General features: G+C 72.0%; 12 protein-coding genes and 1 tRNA gene. 5 read left to right on the top strand and 8 right to left on the bottom strand.

What is annotated here, in order from left to right:
* Positions 1-5 precede the first annotated feature (5 nt).
* The 4 genes from ACH4U8_RS34205 to ACH4U8_RS34190 all read right to left on the bottom strand — a co-directional run bounded on the left by ACH4U8_RS34205 (position 6) and on the right by ACH4U8_RS34190 (position 6,100).
* Complete coding sequence (locus ACH4U8_RS34205; protein ID WP_395782339.1) at positions 6-2,219, bottom strand: MMPL family transporter; 2,214 nt, start codon at positions 2,217-2,219, stop codon at positions 6-8.
* Between the two features lie 97 nt (positions 2,220-2,316).
* Positions 2,317-4,086: a serine/threonine-protein kinase gene (locus ACH4U8_RS34200; protein ID WP_395782338.1), complete on the bottom strand. Its 1,770-nt coding sequence runs from the start codon at positions 4,084-4,086 to the stop codon at positions 2,317-2,319.
* A 273-nt stretch (positions 4,087-4,359) separates the two neighbouring features.
* Positions 4,360-4,448, bottom strand: a tRNA-Ser gene (locus ACH4U8_RS34195).
* Positions 4,449-4,552: 104 nt separating this feature from the next.
* Positions 4,553-6,100 carry a trypsin-like peptidase domain-containing protein gene (locus ACH4U8_RS34190; RefSeq protein ID WP_360311167.1) on the bottom strand — a complete coding sequence of 516 codons (1,548 nt, stop codon included), beginning with the start codon at positions 6,098-6,100 and terminating at the stop codon, positions 4,553-4,555.
* 285 nt (positions 6,101-6,385) lie between these two features.
* Between ACH4U8_RS34190 and ACH4U8_RS34185 the strand changes: the two genes are divergently transcribed.
* The 3 genes from ACH4U8_RS34185 to ACH4U8_RS34175 all read left to right on the top strand — a co-directional run bounded on the left by ACH4U8_RS34185 (position 6,386) and on the right by ACH4U8_RS34175 (position 9,016).
* A complete protein-coding gene (locus tag ACH4U8_RS34185) occupies positions 6,386-7,213 on the top strand; it encodes a glycerophosphodiester phosphodiesterase (protein WP_360311169.1) in 828 nt (275 codons plus the stop codon).
* A 206-nt stretch (positions 7,214-7,419) separates the two neighbouring features.
* Positions 7,420-7,893, top strand: a complete 474-nt coding sequence (locus ACH4U8_RS34180; protein WP_360311339.1) for an ATP-binding protein — start codon at positions 7,420-7,422, stop codon at positions 7,891-7,893.
* Positions 7,894-8,044: 151 nt separating this feature from the next.
* The gene (locus ACH4U8_RS34175) at positions 8,045-9,016 is read left to right on the top strand and encodes a DUF5926 family protein (protein ID WP_395782337.1); all 972 of its coding nucleotides are present in this window, start codon (positions 8,045-8,047) and stop codon (positions 9,014-9,016) included.
* A gap of 85 nt (positions 9,017-9,101) precedes the next feature.
* Here ACH4U8_RS34175 and ACH4U8_RS34170 read toward each other — a convergent pair whose 3' ends face one another.
* Both ACH4U8_RS34170 and ACH4U8_RS34165 read right to left on the bottom strand, forming a co-directional pair.
* Complete coding sequence (locus ACH4U8_RS34170; protein ID WP_395782336.1) at positions 9,102-10,850, bottom strand: sensor histidine kinase; 1,749 nt, start codon at positions 10,848-10,850, stop codon at positions 9,102-9,104.
* A gap of 11 nt (positions 10,851-10,861) precedes the next feature.
* Positions 10,862-11,605: a response regulator transcription factor gene (locus ACH4U8_RS34165; protein WP_395782335.1), complete on the bottom strand. Its 744-nt coding sequence runs from the start codon at positions 11,603-11,605 to the stop codon at positions 10,862-10,864.
* A gap of 158 nt (positions 11,606-11,763) precedes the next feature.
* On the opposite strand from ACH4U8_RS34165, the gene ACH4U8_RS34160 reads away from it, so the two are divergent.
* Positions 11,764-14,001, top strand: coding sequence for an MMPL family transporter (locus ACH4U8_RS34160; RefSeq protein WP_395782334.1), 2,238 nt, complete (start codon positions 11,764-11,766; stop codon positions 13,999-14,001).
* A gap of 266 nt (positions 14,002-14,267) precedes the next feature.
* On the opposite strand, the gene ACH4U8_RS34155 is transcribed toward ACH4U8_RS34160, so the two are convergent.
* Together ACH4U8_RS34155 and ACH4U8_RS34150 are read right to left on the bottom strand one after the other, a co-directional pair.
* Positions 14,268-14,891, bottom strand: a complete 624-nt coding sequence (locus ACH4U8_RS34155; protein ID WP_395782333.1) for a hypothetical protein — start codon at positions 14,889-14,891, stop codon at positions 14,268-14,270.
* 179 nt (positions 14,892-15,070) lie between these two features.
* Positions 15,071-15,679 (bottom strand): bifunctional DNA primase/polymerase, encoded by a 609-nt coding sequence (locus ACH4U8_RS34150; RefSeq protein WP_380020579.1) that lies wholly within the window; start codon positions 15,677-15,679, stop codon positions 15,071-15,073.
* Positions 15,680-16,221: 542 nt separating this feature from the next.
* Between ACH4U8_RS34150 and ACH4U8_RS34145 the strand changes: the two genes are divergently transcribed.
* Entirely contained in the window at positions 16,222-16,983 is a 762-nt protein-coding gene (locus tag ACH4U8_RS34145) for a glycosyltransferase family 2 protein (RefSeq protein WP_395782332.1), read from the top strand.
* The last annotated feature ends 17 nt before the right edge of the window (positions 16,984-17,000 follow it).

Raw genomic sequence — 17,000 nt, 5'->3', positions numbered from 1 at the left:
GCCGATCAGCCTACTTTTTCGGTCGCACGCACCCCGGCGGCGGGGCCCTGCGCGCTGCTCCGGCGCATCCCGATCGACGGCCACCAGCTCCGGTCGCCCAGCAGCAACATCGCGGCGGGCAGGATCATGATCCGGATCACGAACGCGTCCAGCAGGACGGCCGCCGCCAGGCTGAAGCCGAACTGCTTCATCTCGATCAGATGCAGACCCATGAAGCTGGCGAACACGGTCACCATCACGAACGCGGCGCTGGTCACCACGCCGGCCGAGCTGCCGATTCCCTCCAGTACGGCCTGCCGGGTCGGCACCCCGCGCAGCGCGGCCTCCCGGATCCGGCTGATCACGAACACCTGGTAGTCCATCGACAAGCCGAACAGGATCACGAACAGGAACAGCGGCACCCGGGAGCCGATCGACCCGGTCGAGGTGAAGCCGAACAACCCCTCGGCCCAACTGTTCTGGAAGACCACGACCAGCAGCCCCAACGCGGCACCGGCGGACAGCAGGTTCAACAGCACACCGACCAGGCCCAGCACCACCGACCGGAACGCGAACACGGTGATCACGAAGGTCACCAGGAGCAGCGTCGCGATGATCAGCGGCAACTTCCCCTTCTGATGCTCGGGATAGTCCGCGTAGCGAGCCACATCGCCGGTCACCGCGATGTCGACGCCGGCCAACCTGCCCACCGTGGCCGGCACGTAGTCCCGGCGTACCCGCTCCAGCGAGTCCTGCGCCGCATCGGCACCGACGAAGTGCGGTACGCGCAGTTCCAGCATGGTGATCCGGCGGTCCGGCGAGGTGCGCAGCTCGTCGATGTGCGCCAGTGCCGGGTCGGCCTGTGCCCGTCGCTGCAACTCGCGCAGCGCGCCCGCCACCTCGTCGGCGCGGCCGGCGTCGGCCCGGACCACGACCTGGTGCATCGACTTGAGTTCCGGGAACGCCTGGTTCTGCCGGTGCCAGGTCTCCATCGCGGGCAGGCTGCGGGAGTAGGTCTCCCGGCCGATGTCGGTCAGCTTCAGGTCGGCCAGCGGGGCGGCCAGGGCCAGCATGCCGAGCACGGCGACGGCGAGCGTGGCACCGGGGCGGCGGCTGGTGAAGCCCAGCACGGCCGAGGTGATCCGGCCGGCTCCGGCGCGCGGTTCCCGGCGCACCGGTACGGCCCGGCCGCGCCGGCTCGCACGCTCGGCCCGGCGGGCCGCCCGACGCTCGGCCCGGGTGCCCAGCTCGACCAGCAGCGCGGGCAGCACGGTCAGCGACCCGAGCACCGCGACCAGGCAGACCACGATGGCCCCCGTGGCGATCGAGGAGAAGATCACGTCGTCGGCGAGGAACAGCGTCGCGCTGGAGGCGGCGACCGCGAGCCCGGACACCACGACGGCATGTCCGGAGGTGGCGGCGGCCAGTTCGACCAGCGCCCGCGAGTCGAGTCGGCCGCCGGAGCGGGCCCGTTCCTCACGTTCGCGCTTGAGGTAGAAGAGCGCGTAGTCGACGCCGACCGCCAGGCCGATCAACAGGATGACGTTGGTGCCGACCCCGGCGTCCGGGAACACGTGCGACGCGAGCATCGACAGCCCGATCGACGCCGCGATCGAGGACAGCGCGAGCAGCAGCGGCACGGTGGCCATCGCCGCCGAGCGGAACACGATCAACAGGGTGAGCAGGGTGACCGGCAGCGCGATCAGTTCGGTCCGCGAGAGGTCCTCGCCCCGCTGGCCCTGGACGTCCTTGCTGATCGAGGGGCCGCCGGTCTCCGCGATCCGTAGGCCGGGGTATCCCGCCCGCACCTTCGCGGTTTGCGCCAGCAGCGGGTCGACGTGGTTCTTCCCGTCCAGCTCGGCGCCCTTCATGGTGACGTCCACCCGGATCGCTGTGCCGTCCGCCGAGCGCACCGGCGCGACCACCGACGACACCTCGGGCAACCTGCCCATCCGGTCCACGATCTCGCCGGCCGCGGCGGTCGCGGCGCGTACGTCCAAAGGTCCGGTTTTCGCGGTGATCAACACCCGCTCCATCGGCCGCTGTTGCAGCCCGCCCTCGGTGGCCAGCGCCTCGCCGCGACCGGCCTCGCCGACCCGGAAGTCGTCCGCCGTGGCCGCGTTGCCCCCGACGGCGATGCCACCGCCGAGGCACAACGCGACAAAGAGAACCCAGCCGGCGATGGCTCGCCAGGGGTGTCCGGCGCTCCACCGCGCCACCCGAACAGGAAGATTCGTCATGCCCGAAATCCTGGTCGCCGGGCCGGTATCGCGGACAGGCTCGACCGATGGAACCCCTCGTCCACCGATCGGTGGACAAGGACCGAGGAACCGGCGGTCAGGACCCCGTCTTCTCGGACCCCGTCTTCCACTGGGTGACGTTCACGGAGAACGTCCGCAATCCCCCGGCACTCGAAGGCTCCCGGATGTCGGTCACCCACACCAGCACCACGGTCTTGCGGCTCGTCTCGACGCAGAACCCCATGTCGCGCGCCACCAGGTTCGAGTTGAGCGCGGAGAGCGGCAACGTGTCCGGCAGCGACGCCACGCGGGCCGCGCCGCGGCACTCCTCGACGGTCGCGTCGGGCTTGGCGACCAGGCCCGCGACGGCTCCGGTGTCCAGGAACCGCAGCTCGGCCGTGAGAGAGTCGTTCGAGTCACCGCCCGAATCCGAGTGACACGCCATGTACTTGAGCGTGACCGGCGGCGACACCGCGCTGTCCGCGACGTCCCGCTGATCGGCCTTGACCGACAGATTCTCCAGGTCGACGTACGTCGCGAAGCCGTCACTGCAGATGTCGTCGACGAGGTGCGCGGCCGACGGCACGCGGGGCGCGCTGATCACCAGGGCGACCTTCGAACGATTCGGCGTGGAGCCGTCGCCGTGACCGGCCCCGGTGTTCCCGGTTCCGTCACCGTCACCGTCGATCAGGGGCGGGACGACGAATACTCCCGCGACCATCACCGCGACGGCGGCAGCCGCGCCCATCGCGATCCGGACCCACGGTCGGCGGCGCGGCCCGCCGCCCGGAACGGGCTGCGCGGGCGCGAAGGGCGGGGCGGGCGGCCGGGCCGGGGGTGCCGCCTTGCGGAGGTCCGGCCCCCGGCCCATCCCCACGGTCGGCGGCAGCAGCGGAACAGGCGGGGCGGCCGGCCTCGGCGGCGGCGGAATCGGCGAACCGGGCGCGGCCTCGTCCGATTCCCGCTCGTCGGTCGCCGTCGGCGATGCCGCCTCGCGGCTCGCGGCGTCCTTGGCGATCGCCGCCGGCAGCCAGCCCGTTCCGCGCACGAGCGTGGTCACCTCGGCACCGCGCCGGCAGCCCTCGATCACCTCCGCGAGCGAAGGCCGGTCGGCGGGATCCTTGGCCAGGCACGCGTCGAGCACGCCCCGCAGCGGCTCGGGGCACGCGCTCAGATCCGGCGCTTCGCCGACGATCCGATACATCAGGGCCTGGGCGTGGCCCTGCCCGAAGGGATGGTCGCCGGTCGCGGCGTAATGACCCACCAGCGCGAGCGAGAACACATCGGACGGGAACCCGACCGGCCTGCCCTGCACCTGCTCCGGCGACATGAACGCCGGTGTGCCGACCACGACATCGGTGCCGGTGAGCGCGGTGGTGTCGGCCGCGCGGGCGATGCCGAAGTCGATCACCCGCGGTCCGTCCGAGGCCAGCAGCACGTTGGACGGTTTCAGATCACGATGGATGACACCCGCCGCATGCACCGCCTCCAGCGCCTCGGCCACCCCGGCGACCAGCAACAACACCGTCTCGACGGGCAGCGGCCCGTGCACCCTGACCGCCTCCGACAACGGCGGCCCCGCGACGTACGCCCCGGCCAGCCACGGCAGCGGGCCGTCGGTGTTGCTGTCCAGCACCGGCGCCGTGTACGGCCCGTACACCCGCCGAGCGGCCTGCACCTCGCGCTCGAACCGCCGACGAAACTCGGGATCCTGCGCCAGATCGGGCCGCACCACCTTGAGCGCGACCGGCTGCCCACCCCGCGTGTACGACAGGTAGACGCTGCCCATCCCGCCCTGGCCGAGCCGACCCCGCAGCCGATACCCGGCAACCTCCCGAGGATCACCCGGCAACAACGGATCCAACATGCGCAGTCCCCCGTTCGACCGATCCCGATCCCGGCCCCACGAGGTCGCCGGCCGAATCGAGCCCGGCCCCGATTATGGCCACCTATGGCCACCCACCCGACCCCACCCACCCACGCCCCGGGACGACCCCGTACGGGCGGAACGACCGCGAGGTCCGACCAGCTCACCCCCGCGCGCCGCAGGCCGGCGCACCCACACACAAGGGCGGCGGCACCCGAGTTGCCCCGGGTACCGCCGCCCACCTGCGTTTTCGCGCATCCGCGCCGCTTCCTGCGGAGGACGTGGGATTCGAACCCACGAACAGAGTCACCCCTGTTAGCAGTTTTCAAGACTGCCGCCATCGGCCACTAGGCGAGTCCTCCAGCGCCGCGACCTGGTTGGGGCGCGGGCGGCATCAGTCTCTCATGAGCGGTGGCTCGGATCACTGGGGATTCCGGGCGGGCCCACGGGTGGCCGGGGGCGGGGGTCAGTTGTCGCCCACCCGCTGACCCAGGGTGACCTCGGTGGTGGCCTCCTTGCCGTCGCGCTGGTAGGTGACCTTCACCTTGTCGCCCGGACGGTGGCTCCAGATCTCGCTGAACAGGTCCTCGTAGGAACCGATCGCCCGGGTGTTCAGCTTGGTGATCACGTCACCGGCCTTCAGGCCCGCGTTCGCCGCCGGGCCGTTCGCGGTGACCGGGTCCTGGCCGTTGGTGCCCTGCGCCATGATCTTGGCGCCGGTGCCGGTGTAGCGCGAGTCGGGCAGGACGCCCATCTGTGCGTAGACCGGCTTGTTGCCCTGGATCAGCGTGTCCGCGACCCAGCGGGCCTGGTTGACCGGGATCGCGAAGCCCAGGCCGATGCTGCCGGACTCCTGCTGCTGGCCGAACGGCGACTGACCGCCGCCGCCGGTCGAGCGGATCGCCGAGTTGATCCCGATCACCTCGCCGGCCGCGTTCAGGAGCGGACCGCCGGAGTTGCCCGGGTTGATCGCCGCGTCGGTCTGGATCGCGTTCATGTACGAGACCTTTTGCTGGTCGCCGGAGGCCACCGGGCGGTCCTTGGCGCTCACGATGCCCGTGGTCACCGTGTTGGACAGGGTGAACGGCGCACCGATCGCGATCACCGGGTCGCCGACCGCGACCTTGTCGTTGTCGCCCAGCGGCAGCGGCTGGATGCCGGCGGGCATGTCGTCGACCTTGATCACCGCGAGGTCGTAACCCTCGGCGCGGCCGACGATCTTGGCCGGCTTGGTGGTGCCGTCGGAGAAGGTCACGCTCAACTCGCCACCGGCGGCGGCCAGCGACACCACGTGGTTGTTGGTCAGGATGTGGCCCTGCTTGTCGTAGACGAAGCCGGCACCGGTGCCGCTCTCGGTGCCCTGGCCGGACACCTTGCCCTTGGTCTTGATCGTCACCGTGCTCGGGACCGCCTGCTTGGCGATGCCCGCCACGCTCGTGGGCGAGCGGTTCAGCGAGGCCGGGTCCACCGGAGAGGAGGACGGGCCGACGCCCGCCGAGGCCGGCTTGTCGTCCCGATCCACGATCCACGCGCCCACCCCGCCGCCGACGCCGCCGGCGAGCAACGCGGCCACCACGGCCGCGACCAGGATTCCGGACGGCCGACGCTTGGGCTTGGGCGGTGCGCCGAAACCGGGGTAGCCCGGGTAGCCCGGATAGGCGCCGGTCCCCCCGAACGGCGGAGCCCCCGCCCCACCCGCGGCGGGTCCGGCCGCGAACGCGGCGGGCACCTCGGCCGTCGGCTCACCCACCGGCGGCAGCGCCGCGGTCGGCGCCCCGACCTCCCCGTACGCCCCGGCCTCCCCGTGCGGCTGTCCCACGGTGGGCGCCCCGACCGGCTTGGCCGGCACCTCGGTGCGGAACTCCGGCTCCGCCGCCGGGCCGACCCCCGGCTGCGCCGCCTCGGACCCGATCCCCGGCTGCGCCGGCAGTGGTGTGGCGGAGGACGATCCGTGGCCCTCCCCCGGCACCGGTGAACCGACTTCGCCGCCGGTCACGTCGCGGTCGTCGCTCACGGTCTTCCTCCCACACACATCGGAATGTTTGATGAGCACAGACTCCCCGACGCCCTGTCTGAACACCGTAAGCGCCGGACGTGCCGGCCGCCCCTCCCCCTTATCCCGGGGTTATCCGTGCAGGTCCGGCCACGCGCGTCGGCACGGAAATCCCGGCGGAATCACCGAGGATCGGCCCCGAAAGCACCCCGACGACCCGATTCGGGAGCCCGTCCGGGCGCGGGACACCGTCGCCGGACACCCGGCCGTCACCGTGCGCTCACCTCGGGATGGCACGATTGTTCCGTGTCCACCACCGGGGCGCGCCCACTGCGCGCCAACGTGCAGGTCGTCGCCCACCGAGGCGCGTCCGACACCGTCCCAGAGCACACGCTCGCGGCCTACCTCCAGGCCATCGAGGACGGCGCCGACGCCCTGGAATGCGATGTCCGCCTGACCGCCGACGGCCATCTGGTGTGCGTCCACGACCGCAAGGTCGACCGCACCTCCAACGGCAGCGGGATCGTCTCGACGCTGGAGCTCGCGGACCTGTCCGCGCTCGACTTCGGCTCCTGGAAGGAATCCGGCGTCGAACGCGAACGCCCCGACGAACCGGAGGCCCCCGACTGGGACCGCCGCTCGGTGCTCACCCTGGAGCGCCTGCTCGAACTGGTGGTGGACTCGCCCCGCACGGTGCGCCTGGCGATCGAGACCAAGCACCCCACCCGGTACGCGGGCCTGGTCGAGCGCCGCCTGGTCGATCTGCTGGAGCGGTTCGGGCTGACCCGGCCCGCCACCGAGGACCCGTCGCTGATTCGGGTGATGAGCTTCTCCCAGTTGTCCCTGCGCCGGATGCGACTGATGGCGCCCGAGCTGCCCACCGTGTTCCTGATGGAGCACGTGCCGCTGCTGTTCCGCGACGGCACATTGCCCCGCGAGGTGCGCATCGCCGGCCCCAGCATCGACATCGTGCGCGCCCACCCGCGCTACGTCGCCCGCCTGCATCGGGCCGGGCACCGGGTGCACGTGTGGACCGTGGACGCGCCCGAGGACGTCGAGCTGTGCCTGCGGCTCGGCGTGGATGCCATCATCACGAATCGGCCACGACAGGTACTGGCCCAGGTGTCCGGTTAGACCCCATTGGGGGGCGTACGCTGGTGGCCTTTCGAGACGTTATATCCGTCTTGGCGGGATCACATACCCCTATACGCCCCCGAGCGAGTCTCAGCGCACAGCGCCCCGCCGTTTCCCGTCCGTCGGCATCGGGCATCTCAAGCCCGACGCGCGCGAGAGACCTGTGCGCAAGGCAGACGTGTGCACTAAGGAGGCCGGGGGTGGCAATGGTCGTGGCCCGTGGGGTGCCCGATTCCGCGGCGGTGTTGGTACCGCACGCTCCGGTCGGTGTGTCCGCGGCTCGGCACCGCCTGGCCATCGATCTCGACGAACGCGGCATCGCCGGGGCCGTCGTGGACGACGCGGTGTTGATCCTTTCCGAATTGTTGAGCAACGCGCTGCGCCACGCCCGCGCCCTGCCCTCCGGCAACGTGCGCGCGGCCTGGTGGGTGCGTCCCGACGGGTTGTTGGCGATCGAGGTCACCGACGGCGGCAGTTCCACCCGTCCCCGGCAGGCCAGCCCGTCACTGAGCGCACACGGCGGTCGCGGCCTGTCCATCATCGGCACGCTGGCCGCCGACTGGGGCGTGCGCGGCACGCCGGACGAGGTCACCGTGTGGGCGCTGGTCCCGATCGAGTCCCGCGCCGCCGACCATCTGTGGGACGAATTCGACCTGGACGCGGTCGACCCGCTCGACTGAACCCGGCGCGCGCCGGTGCCGCCCGCCCCCGGTCGACCGTCGCGTCGTGCACGCGTTCGAGCGTCCACTCGTGCTCGCGGAACTCAGTACCCTCGGACCTGGTGAGTCGTCGACCACCATCCCCCCGACACCGAGGCGGAGAGACCGCAGCATGGGCAAGAAGGCCGCGCTGAAGGGCCACACCGGCAACAAGACCCAGACCGCAGCCGCCACGGGATCCGTCCCGGTCGTCGGCGGTCGCGAACCGTGCCCGTGCAACTCGGGCCGCCGGTACAAGGCATGTCACGGGCGCGAGGCATCCGTCGCCGCCGAGACGCTCGTCCTGCGTCCCTTCCAGGGGCTGCCGAACGAGTGCGACTGGATCGCGCTGCGCGAATTGGTCCCGGCCGCGACCGCGCGGCTGACCCTGTCCGGCGAGCACGCCGACCAGGTGGTCACCCTCGCGACCGTGCTGCCGATGGCCTGGCCCGCGCTGCGGCGCGCCGACGGCGCCATCCTGGTCGGGCTGCAGACCCACACCAGCTCGGGCGACGTCAGCCGGGACATCGCGCACGCCCTCGAACGCGCGCTCGCCCAGGAGGACGGCACCTCGGTCGCTCCCGGCCCGCTGCCCGAGTCCGGCGACCGGCTGCAGGACCTGCTCGACCTGTCCAAGCCGCTCGAGATCACCGTGCACCCGGGCTTCGACTTCTGGGTGGACGACCCGGCCGCGATGAACGCCGAGGTGAGCGCGTCGCTGGAGCGGGCCAACGCGGCGGCCATGCCGACCGTCCGGCTGACCTCGGTGGACGCCGCGTACTGGTGTGGCACCACCGAGAAGAACCACCTGCGCTGGGTCATGCCGCACGCGGAGGAGGAACTGCTCGACGCCATCGCGCGGCTGCACGCGGCCGGCGAGTCGAGCCTGGGCGAGGGCACCCGCTTCGTCGGCTCGTTCCGCGCGCACGGGCTGCTCGTCCCGGTGTGGGACCTGCCGACCGCGATGACCGCCGAGGACGTGGAGAAGCCGGCCCGCGAGTTCGGTGAGCGTCTCGCCGCCGCGATGGCGGACACCAGCCCGCTGACGCCGCGTCAGCGCAGCGCCCGCAACGGTCTGCTGAACCGCCAGATCACGCTGAACTAGGCGACCCCCGGCCGACCCGCCTCGACGTGGGTCGGCCGGGACGAGGGCCGAACGCCCCGGGCACCGACCACCCGGGGGAACGCGCCTATCGGGATTCCGGGGACACGAGCGCCGGCGGCCGGGTGCCGGCCGCGTCGCCGTCCCGCTCGTCCACCCCGCCACCGGGCCGGCACACGTCGACGTTCGCGGCCGGCAGTTCGATCACGACGGTCAGGCCCGCGCCCGGTTCGGTCTCGACCCGCACACTGCCCCGGTTCGCGGCCACCCCCGCCCAGACGATGGCCATGCCGAGCCCGCTGCCCGTACCCGAACCACTGCCCGAGTCGGCACCGCCCGCCGTACCGGTACGGCCGTGCTCGCGCGCGGCCCGGAAGAACCGGTCGAAGATGCGCTCGGCATCCTGCGGTCGCATGCCCGGTCCCTCGTCGCGCACCCGCAACACCGCACGCCGCTCGCCGTCGTCGCCCGCGGTCTCGGACACCGACACGTGCACGTCCGCCGACACCGGCGTGTGTGCCCGGACATTGGCCAGCAGATTGCCGACCACCTGACTCAGCGTCGCCTCGTCGGCCAGCACCACACAGGTGTCCGGCGCGTCCGTATGCACCCGCCGAGTCGCCTGCTGCGCGGACAGATCGGCGACCGCCCCGCGCACCATGCCCACCAGGTCGATCGGGCGCGGTCGCAACTGCGGGCGCTGGTCCAGCCGGGCCAGCGCGAGCAACTCGTCGACCAGCCGGGCCATGCGCTCGGCCTCGCCCCCCATCCGGTTCAGGGCCCGGGTGCGCTCGTCCTCCGAGACGAGCATGCCCTTCTCGTACAACTGCAGATAGCCGCGAATCGCCGCCAACGGTGTACGCAGCTCGTGCGACGCGTCGGCCACGAACCGCTTGAGGTGCGTCGCCGCGTGCTCGCGGATCTCGAACGCCGACTCGACCTGCTGCAACATCGCGTTCAACGCGGTCCGCAACTGCTCGACCTCGCTGAACGACCTCTTGCGCGCCGCCACACGCGCGGACAGGTCGGGCCGGTCCGGACCGCCCTCGGCGATGCCCGACGCCGTCTCGACCATGTCCTCCAACGGCCGCAGCCGCCACCACGCGAGGCAGTAGATGGAACTGCCCAGCAGCACCAGCAGCACGCCGCCGACCATCAGTTCGAAGTGCACGACCCGGTCGACCACGGCGTCGAGCTCCTCGGTCGAGCGGGCCAGCAGGATGTAGCGGCCGTCGCCGAGGCGCGCCGCGGCGGCCCGGTAGGAATCCCCACCGAGCGAGATGCCGCGCGGCCCGGCATGCGGCATCAGGCCGCGCCCGTCCCGAAACGTCGACGCCAACGCGCGTTGCAGGGCATCCGGCGCCCGGTCGGCGATCGGCAGGGCCACGCCCCGCTCGTCGACCAGCACGAAGACCTTGCCGTGCAGCCCGGCCGACATCAGCACATCGCGCATGCCCGCGGTCGGGCCCGGTTCGGACAACTGCGCACTGGTGATGCCGGTCCGCTCGATGCCGGTCCGGCCGGTGGACAGGTCCTCGTCGACGCCCGACTCCAGATAGTGCCGAACACCCATCATGCTGAACCAGATCAGCAGCGCCAGGCCGGAGGCGAGCAGCGCGATGCTGCTGAGCGCCAGCGTCGCCCGCATCGCCACGATGTGCGGACGCTTGCGCACCGGCCGCGGCAGGAACCGTCGACGGACCGGGCCGGCCCGCCCACTCTCGCCGTCGCCACCGCCATTGCTGCCGCCGCCACCGGCGGACCTGCCCGCGTCCCCCGGCCGTTGTCCCGGTGCGCCCGGCCCCTCGGCCGACTCGCCCACGTCGCTCCGCTTCATCGGTCCGCCCGTCATGCGCCGTGGCCCGCCGGTCGCAGCCCGTACCCCACGCCCCGCCGCGTCGTGATCAGCGGCGGCCCGTCCGGCACCAGCGGATCGAGCTTGCGGCGCAGATAGCTGATGTACGTCTCAACCACCGTCGACTCCACGACGTGCTCGTACTTCCAGACCTCGCGCAGCAGTTGCTCCTTCGGCACGATGCGATCGCCGTGCCGGATCAGATGGCGCAGGAGGGCGAACTCGGTCGGGGTCAACTCCACGCCGTGCCCGCCCCGGCTCGCGGTGTACGTCGCCTCGTCCAACTCCAGGTCCCCGTGCCGTAGTACCGGCGGACGCGGGACCGGCGGCGCGGCCTCGTCCGGCGCCGGCCGGGTGCGCCGCAGCACCGCGCGGGTGCGAGCGACCAACTCGTCGACGTTGAACGGCTTGGTGATGTAGTCGTCGCCGCCCAGGGTCAGCCCCTTGACGACATCGGCGGGCGCGTCGCGGGCGGTGAGGAACACGATGGCGACGTCCGGTCGTTCGGCGCGCAACACGCGGCACACCTGGCGTCCGTCGCCGTCCGGAAGGGAGATGTCCAACAACACCACGTCGGGCCGCTCCCGGCGGGCGGCGGCCAGGGCCGTGTGTACGCCGTCCGCGGTGACCACCTCGAAGCCGTGGAACCGCAGGGTGATGGCGAGGACGTCGCTGATGCTCGGCTCGTCCTCGACCACCAGGACCGTGGCACCCACGCGTGGCTGACTGCTGCTCATGTCCCCAGTATCCGGCGGAAGTTTGCGGAAGTTCGGGGGACAGATTGTGAGCTTCCTGTGAGTCCGCCGCCGGCTCGCCGGACCGCCCGCGCGTCGACCGAATCTGGCCTGGAGACGCACGACCGGGCCTGGCGGCCCGCATGAGGAAGGAAACGGCTATGGCGGCCTGGGCGCGATGGTGCCTCAATCACCGGTCGACGGTGATCCTGCTCTGGGTGGCCGCACTGTTCGGATCCGTCGCGGCGAGCGTGACGGCGGGCAGTGCGTACTCCAATGTGTTCAAGATCCCCGGAACCGAGTCGTCCAGCGCGTACGAGCGCCTGCAGAAGGCGTTTCCGGACACGGCGGGCGACGTGGACAACGTGGTGTGGCGGACCGAGCAGGGCACCGTGCACGATCCCGCCGTCCGCGAGCGGATGAGCGCGCTGCTCGCCGACATCGCGCGCATGCCCGACGTCGGTCGGGTGGTCGGCCCGTACGACCCGGCCGGCGCCGCGCAGGTCAGCGCCGACGGCCGGATCGCGTTCGCGCAGGTGACCTTCGTCAAGCAGCAGTTCGAGCTGGACACCAAAGACCTCAAGCACCTGATCGAGCGCGCCGAACAGGCGCGGGCACCGGGGTTGCGGGTCGAGCTGGGCGGACCCGCGATCGAGGCCGCCCAGGAGCCGCCGGCCGGGCTCGCCGAGGGCGTGGGCATCATCGCGGCGGGCGTCATCCTCTTCCTCGCCTTCGGATCGTTGTTCGCGATGCTGCTTCCGCTGGTCAGCGGAGTGTTCGCGGTCGGCACCGGGATATCCACGGTCGTCCTGCTCAGCCACGTCACCGACATCCCCGAGACCGCGACGCTGCTGGGCAGCCTGATCGGGCTCGGTGTGGGCATCGACTACGCCCTGTTCATCGTGACGCGGCACCGCAACGGCCTCAAGGCCGGCCTCGCCCCCCGGGAAGCCGCGGTGCGGGCGTTGGACACCTCCGGCCGGGCCGTCGTGTTCGCCGGCGGCACGGTGTGCGTCGCGCTGCTCGCGCTGTTCACCGTCGACATCGCCCTGTTCGACGGAATCGCGGTCGCCACCACCCTCGTCGTGGTGCTCAGCGTGCTCGCGTCCGCCACCCTGCTGCCCGCCCTGCTCGACCTGCTCGGCACGCGCGCGCTCAGCCGCCGCGAACGCCGGGCCCTGGCCGCGCAATCCGCCGCCGGCACCGTGCACAGCGAGGAAGCCGGGCGTACCGCCGTGCGCTGGGCGAGCCTGGTGCAGCGCCGGCCGCGCACCCTGGGCCTGGTCGCACTGGTCGTCATGGCAGCCCTGTCGATCCCGGCCCTCTCGCTCCGCCTGGGCACCAACGACCAGGGCAACCAGCCGACTTCGCAGACGGTTCGACAGGCGTACGACCTGCTCGCCAAGGGCTTCGGCCCCGGCTTCAACGGCCCGCTGCTGATGGTCGCCGAGCTGCACGGCCCGCAGGACCGGCAGGCACTGGACGCCCTGATCGCCGACGTCCGCGGCACCCGCGGCGTGGTGCGGGCCGACGAGGTCCCGGTGCCCGCCGACGCCGGCGGCCTCGCCGCCGGCACCCGGGTCGTGCAGGTCGTGGCCGCGACGTCCCCGCAGGCCGAGGCCACCGACAAGCTGATCGACACGCTGCGCGACCGGACCGTCCCCGCCGCCGCGAAGGGCAGCACGCTCAAGGTGCACATCGGCGGCGACACCGCGCTGCAGAAGGACTTCGCCGCCGTGGTCGGCGATCGTATGCCGGGCTTCATCGCCCTGATCGTGGGGCTGGGCGCGCTGCTCATGCTGGTCGCCTTCCGCAGCCTGCTGGTGCCGCTGACCGCCGCGCTGATGAACCTGATCGCCGCGTGCGCGTCGTTCGGCCTGCTGGTCGCGATCTTCCAGTGGGGCTGGGGCATGGACCTGCTGGGGCTCGGCAAGGAGGGCCCGATCATCTCCTTCCTGCCGGTCATCATGTTGCCGCTGCTGTTCGGGCTCTCGATGGACTACCAGGTGTTCCTGGTCAGTCGCATGCACGAGGAATGGCTGCGCACCGGCGACAACGCCCGGGCGGTACGGGTGGGTCAGGCCGGCACCGGGCGGGTGATCAATTCGGCCGCGCTCATCATGATCTTCGTGTTCGGCTCGTTCGTTCTCAGCGGCGACCGCGGCGGCATGATGGCGGGCCTCGGCCTGGCGGGCGCGGTCGCGCTGGACGCCTTCATCCTGCGCATGTTGCTCGTCCCGGCCATGATGCATCTGCTCGGACGCGCCAACTGGTGGTTGCCCGGATGGCTCGACAAGCGGCTGCCGCACCTGGCGGTGGACCCGCCCGACCGGCCCGTGGACGGCCCGTCGGGGAACGCCGAGGGCAGTGCGGACAAGGTGCTCGCACCCAGCCGGTAGCGAATCGGGGGCCGGCGTCGGTGTCCCCGGCGCTCGGCACCCGCCGGGTACGACGATCGCCCGCACGCCCGACCACGGGCGTGCGGGATCGGTCGGGGAGGGTCGACGACCGGCCCCGGATTGGAGATCCGCCGGCTTGTTGTTACCTTTGATCCAGCTCGGTCGCTGATGCATCCCCCGTCTTCAGCGGCCGGGCCTCTCACTTTTCCGGGGTCTTTTCCCGGTCCCACCGACCCGGTTTCACAGGCGCGTCGGGGTGGTGCGGGTCAGCGCTGAGCGGTCGCCGAGCCCGAACGCAGCAGCTTGGTCGCGCCGTCCTTGGAGGCCAGCTCGGCCACCGCGGACCAGCCGTCGAGGCCCTTGGGCGCCCGCACCCGCGGGGTGTCGCAGCGACCCGCGTCGTCCTTGGCGGCGACCGTGCAGTTCACCCGCAGGGTGTTGCCGTCCGGCTGCAGGACACTCATCACCAGCAACAGCGGTTCGGGCGTGGGGTTTCGGTAGTAGACCCGGCCCCAGACCTCCGAGCCGTCGCGCTCGACACACGTCTGCGCGCGCACCGCCTTGGCGCCCTCGACCGCCTTGCCACACACGCTCTCGGTGCCCGCGGCCGGCAAAGTGGCGCTTCCCGCCGAGGACTTCGCGGTGGGCTTGCCACCGATCAGTTCGAGCAGGCCGGCCGAGCCGGAGCGATCGCCGTCGCCGACGCCGTTGCCGAACTCGGCCGCCTTGACGGCGCTCGGGCGGGTGGTCGGCCCCGAGTCGGCGGTGTGGCGGCCCTTGTCCGGTCCCGCCGAGTCCGCGGAGGCGGCGGCGAGCGGAACGATCAGGGACAGACCCACGACCGCGCCCAGAGCCACCGTGCGGATGTGACCCGTGCGTGGGCGCTGCATGGTGTCTCCTAGCGCGCGAAGCCCCCTTCACGCGCGGCCCGACGAGCGGGAAGTGTTGCGCGGAACGGGGCCGGAATGATCGGCGCGCCGAGCCTATCGCGCCGCCACGACGTGCAGCGATCACCACATGTTGCGGTTACGCCACAACGATCACTCCATCGCGTGACGGCGCGCCTCGATCAGGCTCTGGGCTCGGCGTGTTGGCAGGTGTCCACGAGCGTGCGGACCAGGTCGGCGACGGCCGGCAACCACGGTCCGCCGGCCGTCGGATCCCCGGAGGGAGCCGGTGGCCGGGCCCAGCGCAACACACCGCCCTGCACCCGGGACGGCGGCAGCGCGAGATAGCCGCCACCGCCGTGGAAGCGCAGGGTCGAGGGCACCGTGCCGTACCGATCGAGGCCGTATCGGTCCAGCAACTCGCCCAGTTCGCCCAGCTCGTACGGCTCGACCAGGAACGCGTAGCGGCCCGGCGCGGCGACGACCGGACCGGTACGCACACCGAGCCGGGCGAGTTGGTCGAGCGAACGGGCACCGGCTTCCGACGGCACACTCAACGCCGCCACCCGCCCACCCGTCGCCAGGATCACCGACGCGTCCGGTGTCTGTTCCCACCACCAACGCGCCATGCGTTCGTCACACGTGGCCGCGAGCAGGGGAGGTTCACCCGGATGGGCGCCCGGCACGCGACAATCGGTCGCACCACAACGACACACGCCCGACCAGCGGTCGTATCCGACGCCGGGCACCACGGGCCAGCGCCATCTCGCACACGTCAGCACGGCCGACATCAATGCGGTGCGTTCCCTCCGTCGTCTTCCGAGGATCTCGCGCAGCATGCGCTCGTTCCTTTCCGTGAACGTGGAAGCACTATGCGTGATACTCAGGTACTCCGCAGCCGACCATGACGAGGCCGCTTGGCGGCACATGGCGCGAGGTGGCGCAGGGGTGGCGAATTACGGCGCCCGGTACGGGTGTTGCCCTCGCGAATCGGGCCTCGGGCGGGAGATGGGGGCTCCCGAGCGGACCCTCGTGCCATCCGTTGCTGCGGTTGCGCTGCGGTTGGGTCTGTTGGTCTCTGCCTGGGGCGGCACCGCGTCCGATGCGACGCCGCGCCTGTTCCAGCTCTCCTCACCGAGGACGACGAACGGCCGGCCCTCGGAGGTTCCGCAGATGTCACGAGACCGCGATCACAGGATCCTGGGGGCATCCCCGCGATGTGGCTCTCTTCCGTTGTACCCCCAACGGCGTTGACCTTCACGCCGCCGCGCCGCGTCGTTGGGCAGGACGGGTGGAACCGGCCGGTATTCGGGTCGGCTCGTAGGATCACGCCATGGCGGAGCACACGACCGGCACACCGACCGGCGACACGGCCGTGGTGATCCCGGCTTACGACGAGGCACAACGAATCTCGGCCACGGTCGAGGCGGCGCGATCGATCGCCGGCGTGGATCTCGTGGTGGTGGTGGACGACGGTTCGCGGGACGACACCGCCGCCGCCGCACGGGCGGCGGGCGCGGTGCCGGTGCGCCACGGGCGCAATCGCGGCAAGGCCGGCGCGATGGAGACCGGTGCCGCCGTGGTCGCCGCGATCGACCTGCGCGAGGGCCGGGAACGGCCGCGTCACCTGCTGTTCCTGGACGCCGACCTGGAGCACACGGCCGCCGCCGCGGCACCGCTGATCGACCCGGTGCGGTCCGGGACGGCGGCGATGAGCATCGCGGTGTTGCCGCCCCAGCTTCGCGCCGGCGGCGGCCGCGGCTTCGTGGTCCGGGCCGCCCGGGACGGGATCGCCCGGGCCTGCGGGTTCACCGCGACGCAGCCGCTTTCCGGCCAGCGCTGTCTGACCCGGGCGGCGTTCGAGGCGGCGCTGCCGCTCGCGGGGGGCTTCGGCGTCGAGACCGGGCTGACCATCGACCTGGTCCGCAAGGGTTTCCCGGTCGAGGAGATCGAGGTCGAGTTGCACCACCGGGTGACCGGGACCGACTTCGCCGCGCAGCGCCATCGGGCCCGGCAGTACGCGCACGTGGCCCGGGCCCTGGCCGAGCGAGGCGCGGCGGGCGCGTTGCCCGGGGCGATCCGCGGTCGTGGCTGAACCGGTGGCGGCTCGGC

The sequence above is a fragment of the Embleya sp. NPDC020886 genome, assembly GCF_044333915.1.
GTDB lineage: Bacteria > Actinomycetota > Actinomycetes > Streptomycetales > Streptomycetaceae > Embleya.
The sequence above is the reverse complement of the archived record's forward strand: the minus strand, read 5'-3'. Positions and strand labels throughout refer to the sequence as shown.

Bases quoted from the DNA above. Each gene is read 5' to 3' on its own strand.
- ACH4U8_RS34145 (WP_395782332.1), top strand. From the start codon at position 16,222: ATGGCGGAGCACACGACCGGCACACCGACCGGCGACACGGCCGTGGTG.
- ACH4U8_RS34160 (WP_395782334.1), top strand. From the start codon at position 11,764: ATGGCGGCCTGGGCGCGATGGTGCCTCAATCACCGGTCGACGGTGATC.
- ACH4U8_RS34170 (WP_395782336.1), bottom strand. From the start codon at position 10,850: ATGAAGCGGAGCGACGTGGGCGAGTCGGCCGAGGGGCCGGGCGCACCG.
- ACH4U8_RS34155 (WP_395782333.1), bottom strand. From the start codon at position 14,891: ATGCAGCGCCCACGCACGGGTCACATCCGCACGGTGGCTCTGGGCGCG.
- ACH4U8_RS34165 (WP_395782335.1), bottom strand. From the start codon at position 11,605: ATGAGCAGCAGTCAGCCACGCGTGGGTGCCACGGTCCTGGTGGTCGAG.
- ACH4U8_RS34180 (WP_360311339.1), top strand. From the start codon at position 7,420: ATGGTCGTGGCCCGTGGGGTGCCCGATTCCGCGGCGGTGTTGGTACCG.
- ACH4U8_RS34205 (WP_395782339.1), bottom strand. From the start codon at position 2,219: ATGACGAATCTTCCTGTTCGGGTGGCGCGGTGGAGCGCCGGACACCCC.
- ACH4U8_RS34175 (WP_395782337.1), top strand. From the start codon at position 8,045: ATGGGCAAGAAGGCCGCGCTGAAGGGCCACACCGGCAACAAGACCCAG.
- ACH4U8_RS34150 (WP_380020579.1), bottom strand. From the start codon at position 15,679: ATGTCGGCCGTGCTGACGTGTGCGAGATGGCGCTGGCCCGTGGTGCCC.
- ACH4U8_RS34200 (WP_395782338.1), bottom strand. From the start codon at position 4,086: ATGTTGGATCCGTTGTTGCCGGGTGATCCTCGGGAGGTTGCCGGGTAT.